This window comes from Paenibacillus amylolyticus (genome assembly GCF_001570725.1).
In the GTDB taxonomy this organism is placed as follows: Bacteria; Bacillota; Bacilli; order Paenibacillales; family Paenibacillaceae; genus Paenibacillus; species Paenibacillus amylolyticus_A.
Window position 1 is genome coordinate 211,466 of the sequence record NZ_BCNV01000007.1, and the last position, 23,022, is coordinate 234,487.

The 23,022-nt window shown below is 46.4% G+C and carries 12 protein-coding genes and 1 pseudogene; 2 read left to right on the top strand and 11 right to left on the bottom strand.

The features are described from left to right. Positions 1–44 precede the first annotated feature (44 nt). Together PAHA3_RS25745 and PAHA3_RS25750 are read right to left on the bottom strand one after the other, a co-directional pair. The gene (locus PAHA3_RS25745; RefSeq protein WP_062837510.1) at positions 45–4,388 is read right to left on the bottom strand and encodes an Ig-like domain-containing protein; all 4,344 of its coding nucleotides are present in this window, start codon (positions 4,386–4,388) and stop codon (positions 45–47) included. Between the two features lie 36 nt (positions 4,389–4,424). Further along, positions 4,425–6,821: an S-layer homology domain-containing protein gene (locus tag PAHA3_RS25750; protein ID WP_062837511.1), complete on the bottom strand. Its 2,397-nt coding sequence runs from the start codon at positions 6,819–6,821 to the stop codon at positions 4,425–4,427. Between the two features lie 384 nt (positions 6,822–7,205). On the opposite strand from PAHA3_RS25750, the gene PAHA3_RS25755 reads away from it, so the two are divergent. Beyond that, entirely contained in the window at positions 7,206–7,994 is a 789-nt protein-coding gene (locus tag PAHA3_RS25755; RefSeq protein ID WP_062837512.1) for a formate/nitrite transporter family protein, read from the top strand. A gap of 122 nt (positions 7,995–8,116) precedes the next feature. Here the strand turns inward: PAHA3_RS25755 and PAHA3_RS25760 are convergent, their stop codons facing one another. From PAHA3_RS25760 to PAHA3_RS31265, 6 genes are all read right to left on the bottom strand, one after another. Beyond that, complete coding sequence (locus tag PAHA3_RS25760; protein WP_167350951.1) at positions 8,117–10,087, bottom strand: DNRLRE domain-containing protein; 1,971 nt, start codon at positions 10,085–10,087, stop codon at positions 8,117–8,119. A gap of 54 nt (positions 10,088–10,141) precedes the next feature. After that, entirely contained in the window at positions 10,142–12,538 is a 2,397-nt protein-coding gene (locus tag PAHA3_RS25765) for a golvesin C-terminal-like domain-containing protein (protein ID WP_062837514.1), read from the bottom strand. 17 nt (positions 12,539–12,555) lie between these two features. After that, positions 12,556–14,835: a discoidin domain-containing protein gene (locus PAHA3_RS25770; RefSeq protein ID WP_167350952.1), complete on the bottom strand. Its 2,280-nt coding sequence runs from the start codon at positions 14,833–14,835 to the stop codon at positions 12,556–12,558. Between the two features lie 111 nt (positions 14,836–14,946). After that, entirely contained in the window at positions 14,947–15,555 is a 609-nt protein-coding gene (locus PAHA3_RS25775; protein ID WP_062837516.1) for a hypothetical protein, read from the bottom strand. A 30-nt stretch (positions 15,556–15,585) separates the two neighbouring features. Then, complete coding sequence (locus PAHA3_RS25780) at positions 15,586–16,140, bottom strand: hypothetical protein (protein WP_062837517.1); 555 nt, start codon at positions 16,138–16,140, stop codon at positions 15,586–15,588. Between the two features lie 351 nt (positions 16,141–16,491). Next, positions 16,492–16,629 (bottom strand): hypothetical protein, encoded by a 138-nt coding sequence (locus PAHA3_RS31265; RefSeq protein WP_201028115.1) that lies wholly within the window; start codon positions 16,627–16,629, stop codon positions 16,492–16,494. Here PAHA3_RS31265 and PAHA3_RS31015 point away from each other — a divergent pair. Beyond that, positions 16,598–16,756, top strand: a pseudogene (locus PAHA3_RS31015) (formate/nitrite transporter family protein); the annotation flags it as partial. The gene PAHA3_RS31265 and the pseudogene PAHA3_RS31015 overlap by 32 nt on opposite strands. 264 nt (positions 16,757–17,020) lie before the next feature. On the opposite strand, the gene PAHA3_RS25785 reads toward PAHA3_RS31015, so the two are convergent. From PAHA3_RS25785 to PAHA3_RS25795, 3 genes are all read right to left on the bottom strand, one after another. Further along, complete coding sequence (locus tag PAHA3_RS25785) at positions 17,021–18,007, bottom strand: WXG100 family type VII secretion target (protein ID WP_062837518.1); 987 nt, start codon at positions 18,005–18,007, stop codon at positions 17,021–17,023. 279 nt (positions 18,008–18,286) lie between these two features. Continuing rightward, entirely contained in the window at positions 18,287–19,849 is a 1,563-nt protein-coding gene (locus PAHA3_RS25790) for a glycoside hydrolase family 30 protein (RefSeq protein ID WP_062837519.1), read from the bottom strand. A gap of 145 nt (positions 19,850–19,994) precedes the next feature. Further along, on the bottom strand, positions 19,995–22,706 hold the full coding sequence (locus PAHA3_RS25795; RefSeq protein WP_062837520.1) for a beta-glucosidase: 2,712 nt from the start codon (positions 22,704–22,706) through the stop codon (positions 19,995–19,997). Positions 22,707–23,022: the final 316 nt, after the last annotated feature.

Below are 23,022 nucleotides of genomic sequence, written 5' to 3' on the forward strand. Positions count from 1 at the left end.
ACGCACTACTTAGCGAACTTCATTTCTTGGTTTTTACCCAAAATCTACGGTGTATGTTTGTCCACGTACTGTAGAGTTCCTTTAGGGAACTCATTCCATTCACCGGTTAATGAGAACTGTTGTGAACCCGTATATATCCCGCGTTTTCGGATAAACGTCCCGCCAGCAGGCATAAATTGATCATGTGAAGTTGGATCACCTAGGACATCTACAATTCGTCCATCCTTTTTGAGGACCAAAGCAACGACATTATACTCATTCGGGTTATACAATTCCAACTCATCATTGTAGTACCAAGCTGGCGTTATATCGAAAAAGTCGTAAAAAGTATAATTGATGTTTAAATAAGGTAATCCTGAAGTAACATCTAATATGTTTTTGGTTGTAACTTTCATTGTGGATGTCTTTTTCATCCACTGATGAACTTCCAATTGATATCCGGTTGCTTTATGCGACGGATCTCCATCACCTGTGTAATAAAGTTGGACAACACTCCGTCCATCTCCCGCATCTGCATACTGAGAGAAGAACAACTCTGACGTGCCCTGATTTTTCGAGTTCACCTGAACGACCACGGCCCTACCGTCATTCCCTATGATCCAGAATAATAATGGAGATACACTCAAAGGGATCTGGGAAGAATTAATCGTATTCGGTCCTGTAAACGTCGAATCTGGCGTACCGCTATATACTTTAAAACTCGTCTGTCCAGGAAACCAATTGGACGCTGTAAGAGTCAGAGGATCTATTACACCGGACTTCGTGTTGATCTGCATGACCCCACCGTTAACCAGAGAAGCAGTGCGAACGTTGAAGGTGTAATCTACCTGTCCACCTTTTCCATCCTTTGCTGTTATGGTTAGAGGAGCAATTACATTTCCAGTCCCCGGTTTTAGTATGATCTGGTTACCATTAATGCTTGCATTCACCGCTTCATTTGAGCTATTGCTTATCGTGAATTGCAACGCATCTCCATCGGGGTCACTGAATAGTTGACTCAGGTCAAACGTGCGCTCATTCGTTACATTTGGTGTCAAAACTTGTTCGTAAATACTACTTACTACCTCAGGGGCCAAGTTAGGGCCAGCAGGCTCGCCTTGTATCGTCACGCCAAAGGACGCTTGTTCGCTACGCCCTTTCTGATCATATACCGTTAACGTCACTGTCGTATTTCCTTCAGCAACTGGAGCAACAGCTATCTGTGAACCATTGGCAGAGACTGTCGCAATATGGGTATCTGCGGAGGAAGCATCCACCGTTAACGTGGCTGTATCAAAATTCATCAGGTACGATGTCAAGTCAAGATTCAGAGCAGACCAAGGCCATGTTACCGTTTGATCCGGAATTGAACTGATATTTCCAGATTCAAGAACTTCAATATCAATATAGGCTGTCGCTTCTTTTCCATACATATCTTTTGCTTTGATATTAGCTTGAAATTTACCAACCTGTCTTGGATGAATAATCAGCTTGTTTTCTTGAATATCCACCGCTGCGATCAGAAGATTATTGAAATCAAGTGGTGTATGGAACTCTAATGTATCTCCATCGGGATCATTAAAATATTCCGAGAGATTAATGACCGCATCTTCCTTGCCTACAAACAACGTTTGAGCAGGTAGATTCTGAGTAAGCACCGGAGAAGCATTAGGCTTAGGATTAACCCTTATCTGAAATGCGGTTGAAATGGAACCACCTTTTCCATCCTCTACTGAATAATAAATGATGTATTCTCCAAATTCTAGAGCAGTAAAGCTCAGTACACCCGCTTCCTCCTCAACAATTAAATCAGGATTAGAGGAGTATGCACTGAATGTGAGTGGGTCACCGTCCGGATCTGTATAATAATCATTTAAGTCCACCGAGGGGATAGGATCTGTCAGGAAACCCAAGTATGCTTCAACCCAACCTGGTGAGTTTCCTACCGGATTATGATTTGGCACTAGTAGAATATCGATGTCAAAGAAATCCTCAGTAATTCCTCCGTTGCCGTCATTCACTGTGTAAGATATCGTGTACGTCCCATTTTGAAGTGATGTTAACTTCAATTCACCCGCATTCTCCTCTACTGTTACCCCGTCTGGATTGGATGAAGTCGCTGTATACGTCAAAGGATCGCCATCTGGATCAGTATATACCTCGTTCAATTTCACTACAGGGATCTCATCCCCCAGGTATACCTCTATTTTCGCTGGAGCTTCGCCGACAGGCGCACGATTGAGTGGTGGCAGAACAACAACTTTCATGTCGAGTTCAGTAATTCCCGTACTGCCATCATCTGCAATTTGCCCATCATCCACCTTAATTTTAAGAACAACTTCCCCCGCCTTTTTAGGCGTTAACCTTAATACAGATTCAGCATAGTTCGATTTCATGATTTCTGTGCCCACGATTTCCGGAGCACTGTTCGTTACACTGTATAGCAATTCCGATTCATATTTCTCATCATCCATAACATAGACCATGAGATCCACATCCTTGCTACCTGACTCAGCTATCAATTCCTGATCAGGAATTGGCGATGCAATAGGAGGTCTATTCACGTAGACTTCGAATGTGGATCTCAGCCTTTTACCACGACCATCATTGGAAGTCACCGTTATGGTAGCCGTGCCATCCCCCAAGGGAACAATATCTAATTGCGATCCATTAAGGATAACCTTTGCAACGGCAGATTTGGATGAACTGACCGTATAAGTTACCAAGTCACCATCCGGATCAGTCACATAGTTGTTTAGGTTTAACGTTGCTCCCTGTCCATTCTGTGTATACTTGCGACTTTCAAATGGTTTCAGTAGTTCAGGAGCACGATTAGCAACAACAGGAGATGTTTCGCCTCCACTCCCCCCACTCGCTCCCCCTGACGAAGGAGATACCGTATTGGAAGATGCTGTTCCTGTATTTCCACTCACAACTGAAGACGAGACTCCGGCAGCCAAGGAAATATCTGAGACTTTCATATTCCCCGCCACATTAATCTGCGTGGAAGGGTTATTCACTTGAAGCTGCTGAATGGTGCCTGCTGCATTAATGTTGACAGCGCCTGTCCCATCCACATGGAGTTGCTGTAAAGTGACGTTGCCGTTAAGTTGCAGAGACTTGGATGTATTCACATGGACCGTCTCAACGGCTCCTTGTAGCTCCACTTTGCTTGCACCTTCGAGAATATTTAATAACGGGAGATTAGCAGTTTTCTCGATATCAATCATACTGTCTGATCTAACGTTAACTTCTTGAGTACGGGTATTCCCTGTTAGTGCAACATGTACATCGCTTTTATCTACACCCACAGTATTGAGACTGGAATTTTCAAATACAACCGTATTACTATCGCCACCATAAACGAAGACAGACTGTGCCACATTGATATTTTTGGCATAAAAATCATGTTTCACTTCGGGGGCAATCGTCAGCTTGCCCTTGACTGTAAGTCCTTCCACTGAAACAAAATCTGCTTTCGTGGTTAGATCCCCATGAATTACAGCGTCTCCGCCATCCAATAGCAGATTGCCGCTAAATTCAGCTTTTCCTGGGGCCGCCTCTTGACCACCCGTTCTAATTTCCAACCCGTTAATTTCGGTGAGCGTATGATTTCGACTCTTAAAATGTATTCCAGCCTGAGCCAGTACAGCCTTATTCCGATTATTAAGAAGGCCTGCCACTTGTTCAGAGATCTGATAGACAACACCGTTGATCTGAATCTGCTTTCCTTCAATGGACTGAATGACAGACAAGCGGGTTTCCGGGAACATGGCCGACAGCAGCATGCCTATGGCTTCGCCCCGAACAAGCCCTTGTTTAACTTTATTCTCTCCCTGATATTCGCTTAGAAGTTCAGCCTCCTCAGCAGTTCGAATATATGGAGCAGCCCACGTACTCGCTCCTTTCCATTCTGAAGGAAGGGGATCCCCCTGAACTTCTTGTTTAGCCAAAGCCGTGACTCTTACCAGAACTGTTACCAGTTCCTGTCCAGTGATCTGGGCCTGTGGACGGAAACGCCCTGTTGCATCTCCTTGCAAAATTCCCGCCTTCTTGACCGCCTGAATGGAAGGCGCTGACCAGCTAGTAGATTTCACATCCGTAAAAGATGTTGAGACTGACTTGTCCAGTGTGAGACCCAGAGCTTGAGCAAGAACAACTGCCAGTTCCTGACGGGTGATTGGATCAGCTGCACGAACGTTTCCATCTGGATCTCCCTTGATGAATCCCATGGATACGGCCCTATTCATAACATCGTTTAACTTACTATTGTTATGATGAGCTGAGGATATGCCAGACACAGACATAGCCTGTGCCTCTGACTTATCATGTTCTGCAGATACGGGTACAGTGTTGGAAAGAAGCAACGCAATCAAAGCGAGCTGCACAGTCTTTCTTATTTTTGGCACAGAGGTTCTCCTTCATGATCTGGTATATTTCAAAAATTAAGGAATGGAAGGTGAGGATGTGTAGTTGCCCAGACCGTTGTAATAGTTCTCTCCTTGTTGGATCCACCGTGCCCCGTCATAATCTGCATCACCATGAACATTACCTGACGTTCTTGTTAAAGATTGCGCAGGCTTCAAGATGGCTGTATCCATAGGTTCTCCATCGCTAATCTGATAGAGTATCAAAGTGATGTCTTGGGGTTGATCAATATCAAAATTAAAGGACATATAATAAATCTCGTCCTCATTAATCGGGAAATCTGTAGAGTCATCGGCAATGACCATCGTTTTATAAGGTGCAATGATAGTTCCAGAAGCAAACGTAATCGGATCATCTATATCACTACGTTTAATTTCAAACTGACTGAGTTCAATTGGTTTGGACGTTGGATTATACAGTTCGATCGCTTGAGTAGTGTCTTCTCCCCAGACTACCTCGGAAATAAACAGGCCCTTTCCTGCATCCGGGTCTTCCACCTTAACCGTAAATGTCGTCTCAACATCTTTACCAGCAGGATCAGTAGCCTTAACGGTAACGGTTGCGGAACCAATAACGTTCTTGAGATCTAAAGTCAATATATTTCCTTGGACACTCACTTCTACCACAGCTGGATCAGAAGATTCTGCTGTATACGTTAGAATGTCGCCATCCATATCTGTGAACACATTAGTCAAATCAACCGCCTTACTCACGGTACCCAGTTCAACTCCAACAGTTGGCAGTGTTTTTACCACTTCAGGAGCATGGTTGATTGGTGGTTGTGGAATGATGATTGGCGGAAATGGCGGTAAAGGTGGAAATGGTGGTGGAATTAAAACCGGTTTGACCACATAAATGAATGAAGCCGATACACTTCCTCCTTTTCCATCTGCAGCTTTCACCGTAACCGTTGTTTGGCCTATAGCAGTGGACATAATTTTCAATTTTGACCCCTGAATATCCGCTGTAGCGATGTTAGAATCGATCTCCGTAATCTCATAGCTCAGCTCATCCTCATCCGCATCAGTAAATACAGCACCGAGATCAATCTCTTGCATGCCGTCTCCGAGATATACCATCATGTCAGAAATGCTAGTCTGAACAACAGGCGGTTGATTCTCGGGAGACGGAGGTACAATAACCGGCGGCTCAGGTTCTGGAGTTGGTGTCGGCGTAGGAGCTGGTGTTGAAGATCCTGAGCCAGAATTGGAGTTGCTTGTCCCTGTATTGCTGGATGGTGTGGTCAGTGGCGGTGCACTGCGAATGATCTGTGAGGTTACGCCGCCCTTTGGAAGAATAACTGTATTCGTTTTCACACTTGCCGGTAATTGAATAATGGATTTCACGTTTTTCAACACAACTTCCTTCCACGTCCCACTTCCAAGAACAGTGACCTTGTCAGTCGTATCTACAGTTACCGCATCGATATCACCATCAATCGTTATAGCACTTACGCCTGGTCTTAATACAACCTTCGATAAAGTATCAGCTTTCAGAGCAACGTGATTTGAAGAGACTGAAACTACACCTTGATAGGAGGTACCGACCAAATTCAATGTCACGTAATTTTGAAGTGTGCCTGCTTGGGTAATCTGGATTTCTGATAAGGCAGACAGGTTACGTGTACGTGCATCATAAGTAATTACTGCGCTTTGCAATGCTTCTTTGTTCTCGTCATTCAAAATTCTTTGCAATTCCTGACTGATCACAAAAGGACGTCCATCCATATAGGCAACATCTCCGTCCAATGCAGTCAAAGAAGCTGTTCGTTCACCCGTCTGGAAAACATCTACGAGAACCTTCGCTATATCTTGTCGTTGTACGAGAGCTCTGGATTCAAATTTCCCCTCATTTGAATTCAATAGCCCCAATTTCAACGCAGTATGTACTTGTTCTTTAGCCCAGCCACTCACCGTGGATTCATCTGCAAGCGTCTGTTGTTGTCCTCCTTTTGCTCTTTGTGTTCCTGTCACTCTTACCAAAATGGAAGCAAGCTCTTCCCGACGAATCGGATCGTTAGCACGGAAATTGCCTGTTGCATCTCCAGTCATCCATCCCTCTTGACGAATTGCTTCAATATAAGGAGTCGCCCAATCTGAATGTTTAAGTCCAGTGTTGGAAGTCTTATCAAGCTCTAATTGTGATGCTTTAGCGAGTAACACGGCCATTTCTCTTCGAGTCAAAGGCTGGTCTGGGTGAAATGATCCATCTGGATAACCCGAAATTAATCCTTTCTCTACTGCTTCCTTTACGGCCTGAAGAGAGGTCGAGCGGATATCGGTCTGATCTGTAAATACCGACGATATGGAGTCTGTTGATTCTCCAGTTTGCTCTGCTGCGTTGACAATCTGAGTTCCCCACAACATGCCTACTACAAGTGAAGTCAGCAACACTTTCTTCCAATCCTGATTCATATTTGTTCCTCCCAATAAAACTCGTTTTCGGCACATAGCTTATCAAGATTCTCTGAACAATTTCTGAACAAAATAACTAGAAAAAATTCCAGATCAAAGGAGCTTATACAGAATGAATCCACACTGATTTCGCTTAACATGGGTATACATTGTTCTATATAAATTTTTGGTTTTCAACAAGAGAAAAATGTGCAAATAAATATTCAAAAATCACAAAAAATATAAACCCATATTATATGTGTTCATCCAAAATAACTTAAACTGATTAAATATATTCTTTTTCTGAAAAAGCGTGTTACTATCTCAAAAATCGTTATAATAAAAGGAACTTGGTGAGATTTGTAAGTTAATGCAATCATTCAACTCAGCTATTGGAGGATAATTATGGAAACGGAAGCTCTACGCAATGTGGAACAACTCGCTCTGAAGAAACACAAGATTTACAAACAAAGCTTAATCAGGTACCTTGCACGCTCCATGCTGGCCAGTATGTTTATCGGATTCGGCGTCATCGTGGCGTTTAAGACAGGTAACTTCTTTTATATGGAGCAGTCCCCATTCACCTATCCTATGGCAGCAATTACGTTTGGCGCGGCTATCATCCTGATCGCCTATGGCGGGGGTGACCTGTTCACGGGCAATACGTTTTATTACACGTATGCGGCGCTGCGCAAGAAGCTGCGTTGGTTCGAAGTGGTCAAGCTGTGGATTGCAAGTTATAGCGGTAACCTGATGGGTGCAGCCGTGTTTGCCCTGTTAATCTACCTGACGGGATTGTTCGACTCGTCTCAGGTGAATGGATTTCTGTTAAGTGTGGTGGAGCACAAGATGGAAGTTCCAACCATGCAGCTCTTTTTCCGGGGAATTCTGTGTAACTGGCTTGTGTGCATGGCGTTTTTTGTGCCGATGTTCATGAAGGAGAATGGAGCCAAAATGTTCGCCATGATGCTCTTTGTGTTCTGCTTCTTCATCTCGGGATATGAGCACAGCATCGCCAATATGTGTACGTTCGCGATTGCGCTTGTGCTGAACCATCCGGGGACAATCTCATTCGAAGGTGTGATTCACAACCTGGTTCCCGTGACCTTGGGTAATCTGGTGGGCGGTGTGCTGCTGATGGGCTTTATGTATTATGCGGTGAACAAACCGTTTCTGGATGAAGAGACGCATTAAGCTTTGGCAAAAAAAGTTCCCCTTTCAGCCTGTCCCCCGTCAATTTCACATTAACTAATATCATATCTCACTTCTATAAATAGATACAAAGAGCCTATCCGATAAAAGATAGGCTCTTTGTGTTACATAATAAAGGCATACCCTACATCACCTGACACATCTACAGTACAAGGGAGATCTTCGGCTTCTGCAACCCTTGGTTTGATGATGGAAAGCAGGTCGTTTAGTTGTTCTCCACGTACCTGTACTGACCCGCGGATGTCTGTGTCTGTCTGAACTCTAACAGTCACTGAGCAGTCTATATCACGGTAGCCTAATGCCCTAACGGAGACGGAACTTTTGATCTCGTGTTCTCCGCCGTACCTGACCCCAACGGAAGAAGGGATATCCGAATCCAGCCATGCACGAACGGTTACGCTGGATGGCAAGTTAGACGCGATTTCAACTTCTACGTTGGATGGGATATCCGATGCAGTCAAAATACATGGAATTACCGACCCATCTAAGTCATAGAATTGGTCATTTCGGATTGCCACGGATGAGGGAAGGTCACTGTCTTTCGGAACCTTTGAGATAACACTACCATTCAAATCCGTTTTGTCTGGTACACGAGGGCAAACGAATGAAAGCATGTCAGACACATCGGACTGCCTAACAATGACTAACGAGTTAATGATCTCTGAAATTACGAAGACGCTTGAAGACAACCAGTCATCGCCCATAATTCGTGGGGTAACACTACCATCCAAGTCAGTGTACGACCTTACGTAGACCGATCCTTCACGCTCAGGGACGCTTACAATGACTGAGCCATACAATTCATCGTAATCTTCCGAACGGATCGTTAAATTGGTACTCAGGTCGCTGTATGGCCTTACGTAAACACTACCTTCTCGATTAGGGGCATTGACGATGACTGACCCGTATGAGTCATCCTCCATCTTCCCTTTGACGACTACAGTAGAGTCCATATCCTCACGAGGCTTAACGTATACTTCACCATCAATATAACGTCTATTTACAATGACGGATGAAACGAGATCATCTCCGTCTCCTAAACGAACGGATACGGAAGCATCAATCTCCTTCTCCCCCACCTCCATGACGAATACTGACGACGGAAGGTAGTCCCTTTTGACGCCCACCGATGAAGGTATCTCATACCTAACTGGAGTCTTCGGATCTCTAACGGTTACGCTACCGTCGAGACAGTATTCCCCTACATATCCTGCAACGACTACAGAGGACACGAGGTCATAGTCACTTAATCCAACAACGTATACACTGCTTCGCAGATCACTCCGGTTGTAACTGTACACCGTTGGATCGAAGTATGTAATTTCCAGTACTGGTGTTAGGTCGCTCTCACGGGTTCCATACTGCTTGAAACGTCCAGCCATTGCTTCGCTAAGTGCTCGTAATGAGAAACCATTATGCTGACGCTTGCCTTCATACCATTCGGTCACATAGGACAGGAGGTCAACATCCGTCTGGCCTGCATATGTTCCTCCGTCATAAGTCTTAATGAGATCCCCTACTGCTGGTTGGTTATCCCATGTCAGTCCGTACTCGTTCCACTTTTCCCCTCTAGCCACGTCATATATGGCTATCGGAATGGCAGGTAGCGAGTTGAGAAGGTGCAGTTTCAACGTCACACTCTTGATCTTCTTATCCTTCGGAATCGAACTAATGTCGTACCTCATGAACGTACGATATAGCTGGCCGTTAGATTTCGCGCCCACGAACGTATCGTGATCGTATCCATAGTTCAGCTTTGGCATGTCCTGCCTTGCGTATGTGTCCTCAATCGGTGACAACCTTACCGTAATTGCAGGGGGTTCCACAATTTCCACGAGACCTGACATCTTGCTGTGTGGTCTAACCTTCACAGAGGATAACAAGTCATTGTAGAGTCGAGGTTGTACTATTGAAGGCATGTCGTTATCTGTATTCCCGATAACGAGTACCTGTCCAGTCATTTTATTATGAGTTCGGACTAATACGCTGGAGAGCAACTCATTGTATATTCGTGGGAATACGCTTGAAGCAAGATCATCATTTTTACGTACATTAAGGATGACCTTACCCTTCATTCTATTCCTTGCCATAGATACCACGACCATTCCATTGTATTGGAATCAAAATTATCATGCCGGATCACCCTTAACTAAGATGTCGAACTCACCGTATCCAGTTCGTGCTGTATGAGCCGTTACGATTCGAGCAAAGAACGGAACAGCTTCATCGTAGTTCAGCATCTCAGTGTAGAAGAGTGAATCCTGTGGAGTGAAGGGATCTTCTATCTTGCTTATCTCCAGATTCACCCCCTCTGGCAGAGTTTTATTGTTCGGTGTCAGAAGTACATTCGTTAGTGCATTAGATGTCTTGTTAGTAAGCAGTATAGGGTATGTCTGCGAAACCTGACCAACAATGAGGACACCTACCTCCAAGTACCTAAGCACATTACCAAAGTCATCGGAGTAGTACTCTCCATTGACATCCGAAAATATGAGTCCCGCATACTTGCCCACAAATGTAAACGATTTGACACTTTGATCACCGTAGGAGTCGATGGCTGTTACCTCTACAACATTATCCGCGTCAATGTTTACCTGAGTGCTCAGGTACTGCTTCTCCCATACGATTGGAGTCTCCCCCATGTCTGCAAACGGAGGGACATACTCGAACCTGATCGCATCAGCGATAACGTAGCCATTAGCGCCATCTGAACGAATCTTTACGCTTCCCACAGTTCCTACGTCAAATATGTAAGTGCCTATTAGGTTCCACAGCCCCCCGTTTACCTGCTGGTTGACGACCAATGTCTCCTTACCGCCCACAAAACTAATGTCAATAGGAGTATTCGTAGCACGGTTATAGTGACTAGGCCACATCATGTACACTTTGTACTGGCCGAACACTGGAATCTCAGGAACATATGTCGCACTAGCTCCGGTGTCTTTGGCAGCGTAATGGAAGGATGCGCCACTGAAAGGTGATTGACCCACCGCCCCCTCTGAGGTTTTAGTCCAAGAATTTACTAAAGAAAAACCTTCTGCACTATCGTTATCTATGATAATGTCCTGCGGAACAGCCCCCATATACGGGTACTCCTGTACTCCATTCACTAACACTCGGTACTTTACCTTATCACGGTCATTAATGATGACTCTGACATTGAGACCTTGTTCATGGATCTCAATAGCAGGAAGATCGTTGATTACATTGATCGGGGAGAACAAGTAACCTGATCGCCCATCCGCCGACTCTGCGAATACCTCTACGAAGTTTCCATTGCCAAGCTGGTACTTCTCAGAATCGTAGAAGATGGTCTCATTTAAAGTTGAAGGATTACGGTATGCCGACCAGTCTACATCGACACTGTTAAGAAGGACCTTGTGCCGAATTGGGGAGTTATCTGGAATATCTCCGGTGATCGTGATGTCCTCCCCGCTAATAGTCGTAGGAGAGATGGTCAAGCCGTCAATGTAAAGACTGCTCCCTGTGATTCCTGCAACATCACGTAGCCGAACAACATAACTCTTCCCAGATCCACCTGCACCAGAGTAATAATTTTTCCCTGGGTATCCGATGTTCGACGCTCTGACTCCACCAGTGACTTCCATTGACGGGGTGTCTCCGCTCTCCTTGATAACAACTATAGTCCCGCCGGCACCTCCAGCACCTGCCCCTGATTCACTCAATGCTGTGATACCGTTCTCTCCGTTGGCGACGAGTTTACCATCGGCTCCCACATTCAGTTGCTTAGTAAGGATAACAATGACACCACCACCGTTCCCCCCTTTACCGGAACTGGTACGACCATTGTCAGATCCACCTGCACCGCCCCCTCCACCAAAAGGAGCACGGTAAGCGCTCAGGCTTGGGTAAGCTGTACCACCTGCACCACCAGTGGTTCCCGCACCACCAGCGGTAGCATTCGCGCCACCACCTCCAGGTGTACCTACGATGTATCCGTCATTGAAGTTGTTCCTACCTCCACCGCCACCATTACCTTGCTGTGCTGTGCTTCGGGAGTTCCATCCTCCTGCGTAATACTCGCCACGCATACCGACCTGAGATAAAGCAGTAGCTGCCGCTCCCCCCCGATAACCTTTTCCCGTTACGTTGATAACGCCGTCAAGGTTGAGTTCTTCGCAAATAATGGGGATAATTCCTCCGGCAGACCCGCCGACAAGATTATTACTTGTTACAATACTACCCTGGGTGATATTAACCTGCTTGTCGCTAATACATGCATGAATGGATACGGAGGTGGCATTCAAAATGTGCCCATTCTGCACAGAGACTGGAGCACGAATCAATGTCAACTTCGTGTCATCCTCTACGGCTGTGATGTATACGAAATCGTAAAGACCTGCTTCCGTAGCTGCTCCATAGCGGACATGTACTAATGCCCAAGTGTTTGGCTGGATAGCTACTTCACCTGTCGCAGCAACGAGAGTAATTGTATTCCCCTCAATAGCCGATACCCACCGTTTCCAGTAGTTATCGTCGTACACAAAATTTCCAGAGATGTCCATTACGCTGCCACCTTCCATTAATAGTAAATTGCTATTTCAAATTCCCCAACGCCCGTGTCTCCTCCTGTCCCTGCGACCATCCTGACGTAGAACGTTGCAACGTCTTCGTGAGACAAGGCTTCTGAGTAAGAGATATATGCGGAAGGTGTAAAAGGTTCATTGCTTAGTGAGAACTCAATTGCTACATCAGCGGGTAGTTCGTCCATATTCGACGAGAGAGCGAATCCCCCTAGTGTGGTTCCTGTCCGGTTAATAACATTTATTGCATGTACTGGCGACGTCTCTCCGAAAGCCAGCCATCCGATGTTAAGGTAGCTAAGTACATTGCCCAGGTCATCCGAATAGAAGACTCCATTTTCATCCGAGAACATAACTCCTGAGTAGGAGCCTGTAAATGGCAGAGAAGTACTTGTCTTTGCCCCATAAGAATCCATAGCAAGGACCTCAACCGTATTTTCAGCACCAACTACAACCTCGTTACTGTACAGCGTTCTGCCGTATACTAGTGGGGATTCAGTAAGTTCGGTGTACCCTCCATGCTCTGGATAGATACTAACCCCATTTAGAATCACTTGGATTCTAACTCTATCCATCTCAGGATCTTCCACAACAACATCCAGTCGCATCCCTATCATTGAAGCCGTAATACTTGGCTCCACGCTTTCTAGAGCGACAGTGTACACGTACACTGACACTCTGCCGTTGCTGTTTCTTACAAACAATCTGACCGTATTCGTCCCATAACGGAGTAAGCTATTCGCTATGTCATACCTAACATGCAGATCTCTTGGGGCTAAGTCCGTGAATCCACTTTGAGGAAATACTTGGTCATCGTTTACGGTGATTCGGTACTGTATATCCAGTCCCATAGTGTCATTGATGATTCCTGAAAGAAGTACGTCATTAGTGTGTGTAGATGTTACGTCCAGACCACCATCAAATCTTGTTGTATTCTCCATAAGAGAGAAGGTAATGGTCCCTGCTCCACCTGTACTACCGGCAGTAGCTGCTGCTCCTCCGTTAGCATTCGTGGTTCCCCTGTTAACCAGGGTTGTGTAGAAGACGTTGATCGATCCACCTCCAGACGAACCTCCGCCCCCGTTACCGCCAGCCCCTCCGACTGATCCTACAGAAACAACGGTGCCTGTATTATCAAAAGTAGTTGCATAGATGATTAAGAGACCGCCCGTCCCTGCTCCACCTGCAAAACCGCCGAGAGCTGTGCCTCCTCCGTTACCTGCTCCGCCACCAACAGGACGAGAAGTTCCGTAGGTTGATGCTGCGTTACCACCAGCACCACCTATGTCTGAACCCGCTCCTGCCCAAGCGTTGCCACTGTAACACCATGCTCCACCGCCACCTGCTCCACCGGAATAGGATGTTCCAGTACCGCCCCTGCCTGTTATGAAAGTACCTGTATGTGGGTTTGACATTCCTCCACCACCAGATCCCCCACCGCCAGTTCTTCTTGACGTGCCCACTGCACCTGTCCGGCCAGTGTTGGTAACCGATTGTGCCCCACCTGTAACGCTCGTACCGCCGACAGCCCCCACAGCCGGAACGTACTCAAATGACCCATCATTGTTCTGATAAAGATAGACGTTCTGTCCGGTTGATATCGCTCCCTTGGCCGACATACTTATCGTCCCTTTGTTAGTGAGCTTGCCTCCTACGTAAATGGTCATGCCCTTCTTTCTAACCCTTGGTATGAGGGTAGCGCCAGCATTGACAGTTAGGTTTTTGTGAAACTTTAGCACGAGCATTTTAGAGTCTGGGGTCTCATCTCCAAATGAGTCAATCAGTTGCATAGCACCTATGGTCAGAAAACTGGTATCACCGTTGTTGGCTGTCACATTGAGTCGATACATTTTATACAGCCCGATATTTTCAACAGGTACAGCGAAGCCCTTCCAAGTATTATCCACCCAACCTGTAACATTTTCACGGGTGTCTATCACAGTCCATTTCTCCCCATCGTCAGATGCTTCAAATGTCCAGTTTTTAGGGCTACCTTGGGGTCTTCCTGTCTGTCCACACAGATAGTAGAGAGATACACGTCTAGCTGCAATCATGGTCATTTGAAGCCAGCCCGTAGTATTAAACTGTGCGGTAGCCCAACAGAGCGTCCCATTAACACCGCCAACGAATGCCCTCCATGCCAGGTATCCAGGGGATACGTTATATTCTGAACTTGCAGATGCCTTGAAATTTACGTTGGCAGTGTTGCTGCTTAGCACAGGTACGATGTTTTCGACCGCCTGAGTATCTACTTCAAAGTCATCCAAATAGTTGCACATCTCGATGTCTATATTCACGCCATTGACTTCAAGTATATGAGTACCATTTGGGATGTCTTCCCCCATCAAGTAGTCGTGGAGTGTAGACTTACCTGAGTAAATAGCCATTCGTTACCACCTCACATACCACATGACTTGCCCCCCCATACCTTTTCTCAGGGGAGCTTTGAACTCAGCGACCTGCGTTCCGTTACGCTTAATCACCAACTTACCGTCAAGATCCGTGTCGGCTACAATTCTTACCATCAAATTAATCGGTGCATTATTACACGGGACGCTTATAATGGCCTTGAAGTTGAAATTGATCCCATCAATTTTAAGGCTCTTTTTGTATCCAGTGTTGAAAGCAGTAACCCTGCTTGGAAAATTCGTATTATCTCGCTGATTAAAATTCGCCCACGCTTCCGCATCCTTGTACGTAATGACATCGTTATAAAGCTGGCTTTGACCTGTCAGGTAGTATTCTTTATCGCCTGCCTTGTAGACAATCTCGTAAATCTGACCTCTCAGATGGAAGAAACCGCCGAGCACTTCGTGATAAAGTCTCATGCCGTTTCCGATAAGCCCGAAGCGAATGAGCGACTCCTTTCTAATCGTGTTGAAATCTCCTCGTTTTTTCGTTTGATAGTGGTATTCAGAAAGGTGATTACCATCGGAATACTCACCCATCCAGATATAGTCTTGATCCACAAAAGAGTATGGATTAATTTTTGTCAGCATAGGGTAACCTCCATTGCATTGGATGTTTTCTTACACATACTGGTAAGTTATGCGAGTACGAAAATTAATTAGACCAGCCGAAGCATTACCTGGAATTCGGCATAGGAGTTGCACTTTGACGTAGTTACCTTTGGCGTTGATTAGATCTCCGTCATTCTTGACTCCGAGCAAGCTGACTTCACCGCTCGTTGTTGTGTGTGAACCGACATTCGGTGTAAACGTACCGTCTACATTTGTCGTGCTACCGGTGGTCTTTATCGGCCGAGAAACTGCAACGTTTTCGATGGAGTCCCACCCAATTTTGTTAAATCCAGTGTCAATCTCGTCAACTCTAACTTCGATCCACTGACCTTCTACCAATTCTCCGGTGTTTCCGCCATTCGAGTCTTTCGTCATGATTACCGCATTCTGCATGTCCGGTACATCTTCAAGACCCTTACGGTTGTTAAAGATCAAGAAAGTGTCAATCTCAGATGCTTGGGAAGCATCTACAACGCCAATATCCCAACGGTTAAGCTGATCTTCATCACCGTTGGTCGGCTTGTACCACGATGCCAATGGCACTGGCACTTTAACGTCAGCCATTACAATCACTCCTTATATTTGTTTTGATGACCACTTCGACTTTCAACCAGTGCACTTCAAATCCAATTGAGATAACATTCACTCGGAAGTAGTCACAATGATTACAGGTGCTATGGATGTCCTTCTCAACGTGATCACCTTTCTGAACATAGAAACACCTACTAAACTACCTCTCAATATAAGGAGTTACGGAGTGTTTTTAACACTAGCAGAGGACAGAAACGGAAAATAATTTGTCGTACCTGCTTTCGGGCGAACTTAACTCTGGTATTTCTCGCATTTTCAGGAATGTAGATCTGTCCTCCACCAGGCAGTCCTACCTTATTAAGCTGATCCACGCTGTTCAGTTCATCAAGTCTGTCGCTGACCTGTCCGCATCATATCACCGCTGTAGAACATGCCCTCAGCAAGAAAAATCTTTGTCTGCTGCAAGTCCTCAGCTACTTGATACATAGACTTGTCCAGTGTACTGAACCACTTGGGAACCATCTCGTTTCAAGGGGGGATCCTTAACCTGGTGCCAGTGACTTTGGGTAATCTGGTGGGCGGTGTGCTGCTGATGGGCTTTATGTATTATGCGGTGAACAAACCGTTTCTGGATGAAGAGACGCATTAAGCTTTGGCAAAAAAAGACTTCCTGTCTGCCCGGTCCGTTGACCGTGGCTACTCGGTAAGGAAAACCCAAAACACCCCGGCAACCTTCCCATCTCAGGGAGAAGGTTGCCGGGGTGTTTCTCTATGGGCAGGCTCACGGATAAGCCGCCTGCCCTCCATACTTTTAGCCATGTGTCATCCAACCACATGGCTCCATGCTGTGGGTCGACAAGCAGGCAGCAATCCGGTATCCCTGCGTTGCCCGCTTGCCGACCCCATCCGTGGCTTAATAGTAATCCCGCCACGGAGTATATTCAATATCATTGTCGCCGCGCGTGACCACGATCATATTTTCCATTTTGCCCGTATCCTTATTGGTCCGGTAGATCATCGTACGTGTCTCGCCTTCTTCCGGCACAGAGAACAGGAACTTGTCCGCAACGAAGGAAGAACCGAGTCCAGTGGCGTGTTCCGTAAAGGCAGAGCCCGTCTTGCTTGTGAGCAGCAGACCAATGCCGTAGGCTGTAGCCGTTTGTGCTGCTTTGCCAAAGAGATGCTCTCCTTGACTGGTCGTGTGCGTTTGCTCCGAATACTTATACTTTTCCGTATCCTTGCTATAGTCCACCACATTGCCCTGTTTATCCAGACTGATGGTGGTCGTTTCGCCCTTGTCGCTTTTCACCTGATACGTACCCACGATGGAATCCTCGGTAATTTTCACCGTCTTGCCCGTATTGGGGTCAGTCTGATAGATTACATCTTCATACTGAAGCCGAATGATGTTCATGCTGGCCTGAATCTGCTGCGCCAGTTCTTCATCACCCACCTCTTTGGCTTTCTTCAGCATTTCCTCATAGTTTTGGTACTTCTCGGCATCCTTCTCATCCCATTCATCCATGTTCTTTGGTGGGCCTGGCGTTTTGTCGAGACTATCGCCTTTATTTTTGCCAATGGTTGATAGCGCCTGCGCTGCGGTCAGCGCCGTCATGATTGCCTGGCTAACCGCCTCTTCATCTGTCGTGCGGAAGCGTTCGGCAATTTTCTTAAGTTCCGACTGAATGGACAGAACCAGTTCCAGAACAGATTTCATCGTGCCTTGAGCTGTTGAATAATCGTTATAAAAACGCTCCCGCTCCATGCCATCCCAGTTGCTGCGCATGACACTCATCTTGCTATCCAGCGTGGACATGAAGCCCGATAATTGCTGATGTGCCTGAGCAAACTGCCCACTGACCGTCTCCAGTTGTTCCGGTGTCACCTTGATCTGTGTCATCCTGCACACTCCTCATCCTGGTCATTTATATCCCGAGGTTAACCGATGATGCTGTCTCTCGAACAGCACTCCCAGATCTCGACCAACTTGTCATGATCCTGTTCCCGATATGCAACGACTAACCTGTCCAACATATTTTCCTTTTCTACTAAAAGTAAAAAGTTATGTAAAAGCCCGATCCTGAGATCGGACTTATTTAATACATCAAATTTGAAATAACTCTACGTTTATTTTATCATGTCCATCATTCAATCTGTACCCATAATTTCCAAGCTTGAGTCAACGTTCTACTCCCGTTTTTGGATTCCAACGGAAGGTTGCTGCCGATTGGGAAGGCAGTACATATTGAAATGAATCTCCGTCCATAACTACATCAAAGGAAACTTCTACCTCACCCGTGTTAGCTGCAACCAGCACGATCGTTCCATCCGGATTGCGGAAAGCTACGTTCTCGATCTTGCCTTGTTCTTGTAAGGAATCGATCCTTACGGCTCCCGGACGTACATAACGACTGATGTGGCCTAGCGCATAATATTCGACATTTCTAGTGATTTCATCACGCTCCGGGTCAATCGTCACAACCCCACGGCAGTTCTCACGGCCACCGTTCGTGGGACCACCTTGCGGATTGAGTGCAATGTTCCAGAGCAGCACATTCTTCGCCGAGTTGCGCGGCGCACCAATGATGAGATTGGACATCTGCCAACTCAGATTCTCGCCAAAATCAGGACTCCACTCCCCACCACTGCATTCGGTAAAATAAATATGTTTGTCCGGGAAGCGATCATGTACTTCCGACATGGCAGATGGATCACCTGCATAACAATGGAAAGCAGATCCATCGATGTAGGCAGCAGCCTGCTCATCACCGAGCACCTTGCTGGTATATTCGACCGCCTGATCCCAGTTATGATCATAAGCGATGATTCGCGTATCAAGTCCCGCATCTTGTAGCGCCGGGCCGAGATAATCCCGAATGAACCTGGCTTGTTCTTCGGCGCCCATACTCATACTCGGATATTTATCCGAGGTGAACTCCGGTTCATTTTGCAACGTAATCCCGTAGATGGGAATGCCCTTTGCCTGATAAGCTTCGATATATTTCACAAAATATCTCGCGTACGCTTCATACACCTGGGGATCGTTATAATCCAGATACCAGCCGTTAGCGGTCCTCTCCCCATACTTCATCCAGGCCGGGGCCGTCCATGGTGTGCCAAGTACTTTAAGTTCCGTTTCAAGACCAGCTACACGCTCCAGCATATTCACAACTTCCTGATCCTTATCGATTGAAAAGTGTTGCATGTCATAATCGGTTCCGGATTCGATATCATCATAGGTATAACTTGAAGCCGCTCCTGATTCATCAACAGAATAGTCGGAAGCGCCAATTGTATGACGCACCATATCCATGTTCAGCCCTTCCGTCGTAAACAGTTCCTTCAGCAGCTGCTCTTGCTGCTCCACTGGAAGCTGATTAATCAGATGTGCTGACGAACCCGTCATCGCTGCGCCAAATCCATCCATGGTCTGATAAGTCTTGTTCGGATCAATCTGTATCGTAAACTCTGACGGGGAAGTATCAGACTCCTGCGTTGTAGATTCTGAAGTGCTTGTGTCTGCATTATGATGATTTGTAATTGGAATGGGTTTCTGTGGTGTAAGCAGATTTTGCTGATCTCCCGTGGTTAACCAGACTTCAGCCGCTCTCTGTTTATCCGCAACTGGTGGCGGAGCGGGTTGTTCACTGTTGAAGATAAGCCAGATTCCTGCACCGACACAACAAACAGCGATTAGCAGGATGATCCATCGCTTGGGATGCTCTCGCCAGCTTATGCTCATCACGCTTCACTCTCCTTCCATTGTGGAAAAAGCCGCGGCCATTCGGCCACGACTCAATTTCCTATATATATGAAGTAGAACAAATTGCATTTGACGCAAATAATTTCACCGGGAGACTAACTTTTCAATCTCCCTTATTCCACTTTTATTTACCGGACTTACTTCCGATATTCACACTGCCTGTCAGACGGATATCATCCGATGCACTGCCAACATACACTTGAACTTCACTCTTCGGCATTACCCATTCATGGGATGCTTCATCCCAGTAGGACAATGCACTACGATCCAGTTGAATGTTAACCCGTTGTTGCTTGCCTGCCTTCAGATCGACCTTCGCCCAGCCAGCAAGTTGTTTCTCTGGTGTCTCCACTTTGGTTGGCAGATTGCCGACATAGACCTGTACGACTTCTGCACCGGCAACCTTACCGGTATTGCGCAGGTTCAGGGATACTTCTACGGTTTCTTTGTCCCCTTTGCCTGTGTTTTTCACATGCAGATTACGATAATTAAAATTGGTATACGACAGTCCGTGTCCAAAGGCGAACGCCGGTGTCATGCCTTCTTTGTCATATCCTTTGTACCCTACAAAGATACCCTCGGAGTAGTTACCCACCCCATTCACACCTGGAAATTGTTCCGCAGTGGATACAGGGGTTTGGGAATCATCTGATGGGAACGTCACTGGCAACTTACCAGATGGATTCACATCACCGAACAGCACACGTGCCACAGCATTACCTTGTTCCTGACCTGCGTACCAAGCCTGAACGATAGATGGCACTTCTTTTTGCCAGGAGTCCATCTCGACAGCGCGACCACTCATTTGCACCACGATCGTTTTCGGATTGGCTGCCGCTACTTTGCGGATCAGCTGTTCCTGATTATTCGGCAGTTCCAGATCGGAACGGTCTACATAACCCTCACTGTCATACGTACGTGTTACCACGACGGCAACATCTGATTTTTTCGCCAGATCAACTGCTTTTTGCATTTTGATATCAACAGCGTCTTCTGGAGCTTCCCAGCCAAAACGAACCTGTGCACCCATATCATGATTAGTCTGTACCGGGAAATCCGTACGATACTCAATTCGAATATTGTGGGACTCGCCTTCTTTGAATGTGATTTCTTTCTTTGTTGTACTCAATGTTTCACCTTGATTGTCTACGAGTAACTCATCATCCACATACAGTTTCGCAGAACCGAGACTCGTCAGGGACAGTTTATATTCACCCGTTTGAGGCACCGTAATTGCCCCTGTCCAACGAGCGGACATTTTGGCATTGAACTTCGTTGGTGTCACTGGAAGCTTGGAAGATTGTGCATTAAAACCTTCATAGTTGTAGAATCCAAGGTTCATGTTGACCTGATGATCTGTACGTACCAGAGAAGGGTTACCCTCCATGTCTGTATTCGTCCAGTATTCCGCACGCAGACCGTATTCCGCACGATCTGTACCATAGTCTCTTTCACTTTCCTGAGCATCCCCAGGCGATAAAAGAGTGGAAGGTACGGCCGACGGTCCATTAAATGCATCTCCTGCGGAGATTGGATCGGTTCCGGCTGCATATTTAACATCCACACCGTTTCCGGCACGGTTACGAATGCCTTGCAGTGGACTTACGGTATACGTCGGGTTAACCAGACTGCTACCTCCACCAGCAGCAGATGCGTTATCTGCATCCGGTCCGATGACAGCGATGGATTTCACATTTTTCTTGGAAAGTGGCAGCGTATTATCGTTGTTTTGTAAAAGAACCATGCTCTCTTCTGCAATTTCACGTGCCTGTTTGCCGTCTTTCTTGGCATTGATTTGTGTATTCGTTACAGGGTTATCGAACAACCCTTTATCAAACATTTGAAGTAAGATACGTCTAACCTTCTCATCAATGGTTTGCTCGCTGACTTCGCCATTGTTCACGGCCTCCAGCAACTTGTCTCCCCATTTGCCGTAAGGCTCCCCAGGCGTCTCCAGATCCAGACCCGCATTGGCGGACTTGGCTGTGCTGAAGTTTGCACCATAGTCACTCATGACGAACCCTTCGAAGCCGAACTGATCCCTAAGGACATCCGTCAGCATCTCCTTGTTCTCACAAGCATATGTACCGTTCACCTGGTTAAATGAACACATGGCCGAACCGAGATCCGCTTTTTCCACCATCGCCTGGAACGGACGTGCATAGACTTCCTGAATGGCACGTTCGCTGGCTGTTGCATTGGTCGTGAAACGTTCCGTCTCCTGGTTGTTCAGGATATAGTGCTTCGCAGTAGCGATAACCGGATTACTTTGAATCCCGTTCACATACGCTGCACCCATGCCGGAAGCCAGTAGCGGATCTTCCCCGAGTGATTCGAAGTTCCGGGAACCCCATGGTGTACGTGCAATGTCCAGCCCAGGACCAAGCACTACATTATGTGTTGTATCATGTGCTTCCTGACCGATCAGATCGCCATATTTCTTGGCAAGATCGGTATCCCAGGAAGCCGCAAGGGCAATCGGTGCAGGCAGCGCCGTGGACTTTTTGTCCTGCACATCCGGGTTGGCTACACGTACCCCTGCGGGTCCATCTGCCATCTGTAATGCCGGAATGCCGAGGCGCTCCAATCCATCATTATAGAAACCATAATAGTTATTGACTTTACCGGTTACGAATCCAACTTTCTCCTCCAGCGTCATCTCCTTGAGCAGCAGCTCGGTGCGTTCCTCCGCAGACAAGGATTTGTTCATCCAAGGACGATTAGCCCCAGATTCCGCCTCCGCGGCGAAAGCGTGTAGCGGCATAGCCGCAACCGCCACGATGATTAATAGCATAAACCATCGTTTGAGGAAAATCAGATTGAGTCTTCTGTTCATGTTGTAAGCTCTCCTTCTCTCTTGATCATTTTTCTTGTGCACATATTGAATACATGTATACAAGGGAATGCAAACTGGCTTGATCCCAGTCTTTCAAGCATTCAGGTCGTCCTGCACATGGCTTCTGAAACTGCAGCCTGCAAGCAAGTCAGCAGATTTCGCTTCCTAACGTTAACCGACCTGATTGCGAATTACATCCCCTTAAATTTGGTAAAAGACCGTTTGGAGCGAGCCTAGTTCTTTGGAATCACCACATTCATAATTCAGATAACATAACAAGAAAACGAATTATTTACATTTCCGTAACTATTTTCGA

Excerpts from the sequence above, each read along its gene's own strand:
- PAHA3_RS25750 (WP_062837511.1), bottom strand. The coding sequence starts at position 6,821 with ATGAATCAGGATTGGAAGAAAGTGTTGCTGACTTCACTTGTAGTAGGC.
- PAHA3_RS25755 (WP_062837512.1), top strand. The coding sequence starts at position 7,206 with ATGGAAACGGAAGCTCTACGCAATGTGGAACAACTCGCTCTGAAGAAA.
- PAHA3_RS25760 (WP_167350951.1), bottom strand. The coding sequence starts at position 10,087 with ATGAAGGGTAAGGTCATCCTTAATGTACGTAAAAATGATGATCTTGCT.
- PAHA3_RS25765 (WP_062837514.1), bottom strand. The coding sequence starts at position 12,538 with ATGGACATCTCTGGAAATTTTGTGTACGACGATAACTACTGGAAACGG.
- PAHA3_RS25770 (WP_167350952.1), bottom strand. The coding sequence starts at position 14,835 with ATGTGCAACTATTTGGATGACTTTGAAGTAGATACTCAGGCGGTCGAA.
- PAHA3_RS25775 (WP_062837516.1), bottom strand. The coding sequence starts at position 15,555 with ATGCTGACAAAAATTAATCCATACTCTTTTGTGGATCAAGACTATATC.
- PAHA3_RS25780 (WP_062837517.1), bottom strand. The coding sequence starts at position 16,140 with ATGGCTGACGTTAAAGTGCCAGTGCCATTGGCATCGTGGTACAAGCCG.
- PAHA3_RS31265 (WP_201028115.1), bottom strand. The coding sequence starts at position 16,629 with ATGGTTCCCAAGTGGTTCAGTACACTGGACAAGTCTATGTATCAAGTA.
- PAHA3_RS25785 (WP_062837518.1), bottom strand. The coding sequence starts at position 18,007 with ATGACACAGATCAAGGTGACACCGGAACAACTGGAGACGGTCAGTGGG.
- PAHA3_RS25790 (WP_062837519.1), bottom strand. The coding sequence starts at position 19,849 with ATGAGCATAAGCTGGCGAGAGCATCCCAAGCGATGGATCATCCTGCTA.
- PAHA3_RS25795 (WP_062837520.1), bottom strand. The coding sequence starts at position 22,706 with ATGAACAGAAGACTCAATCTGATTTTCCTCAAACGATGGTTTATGCTA.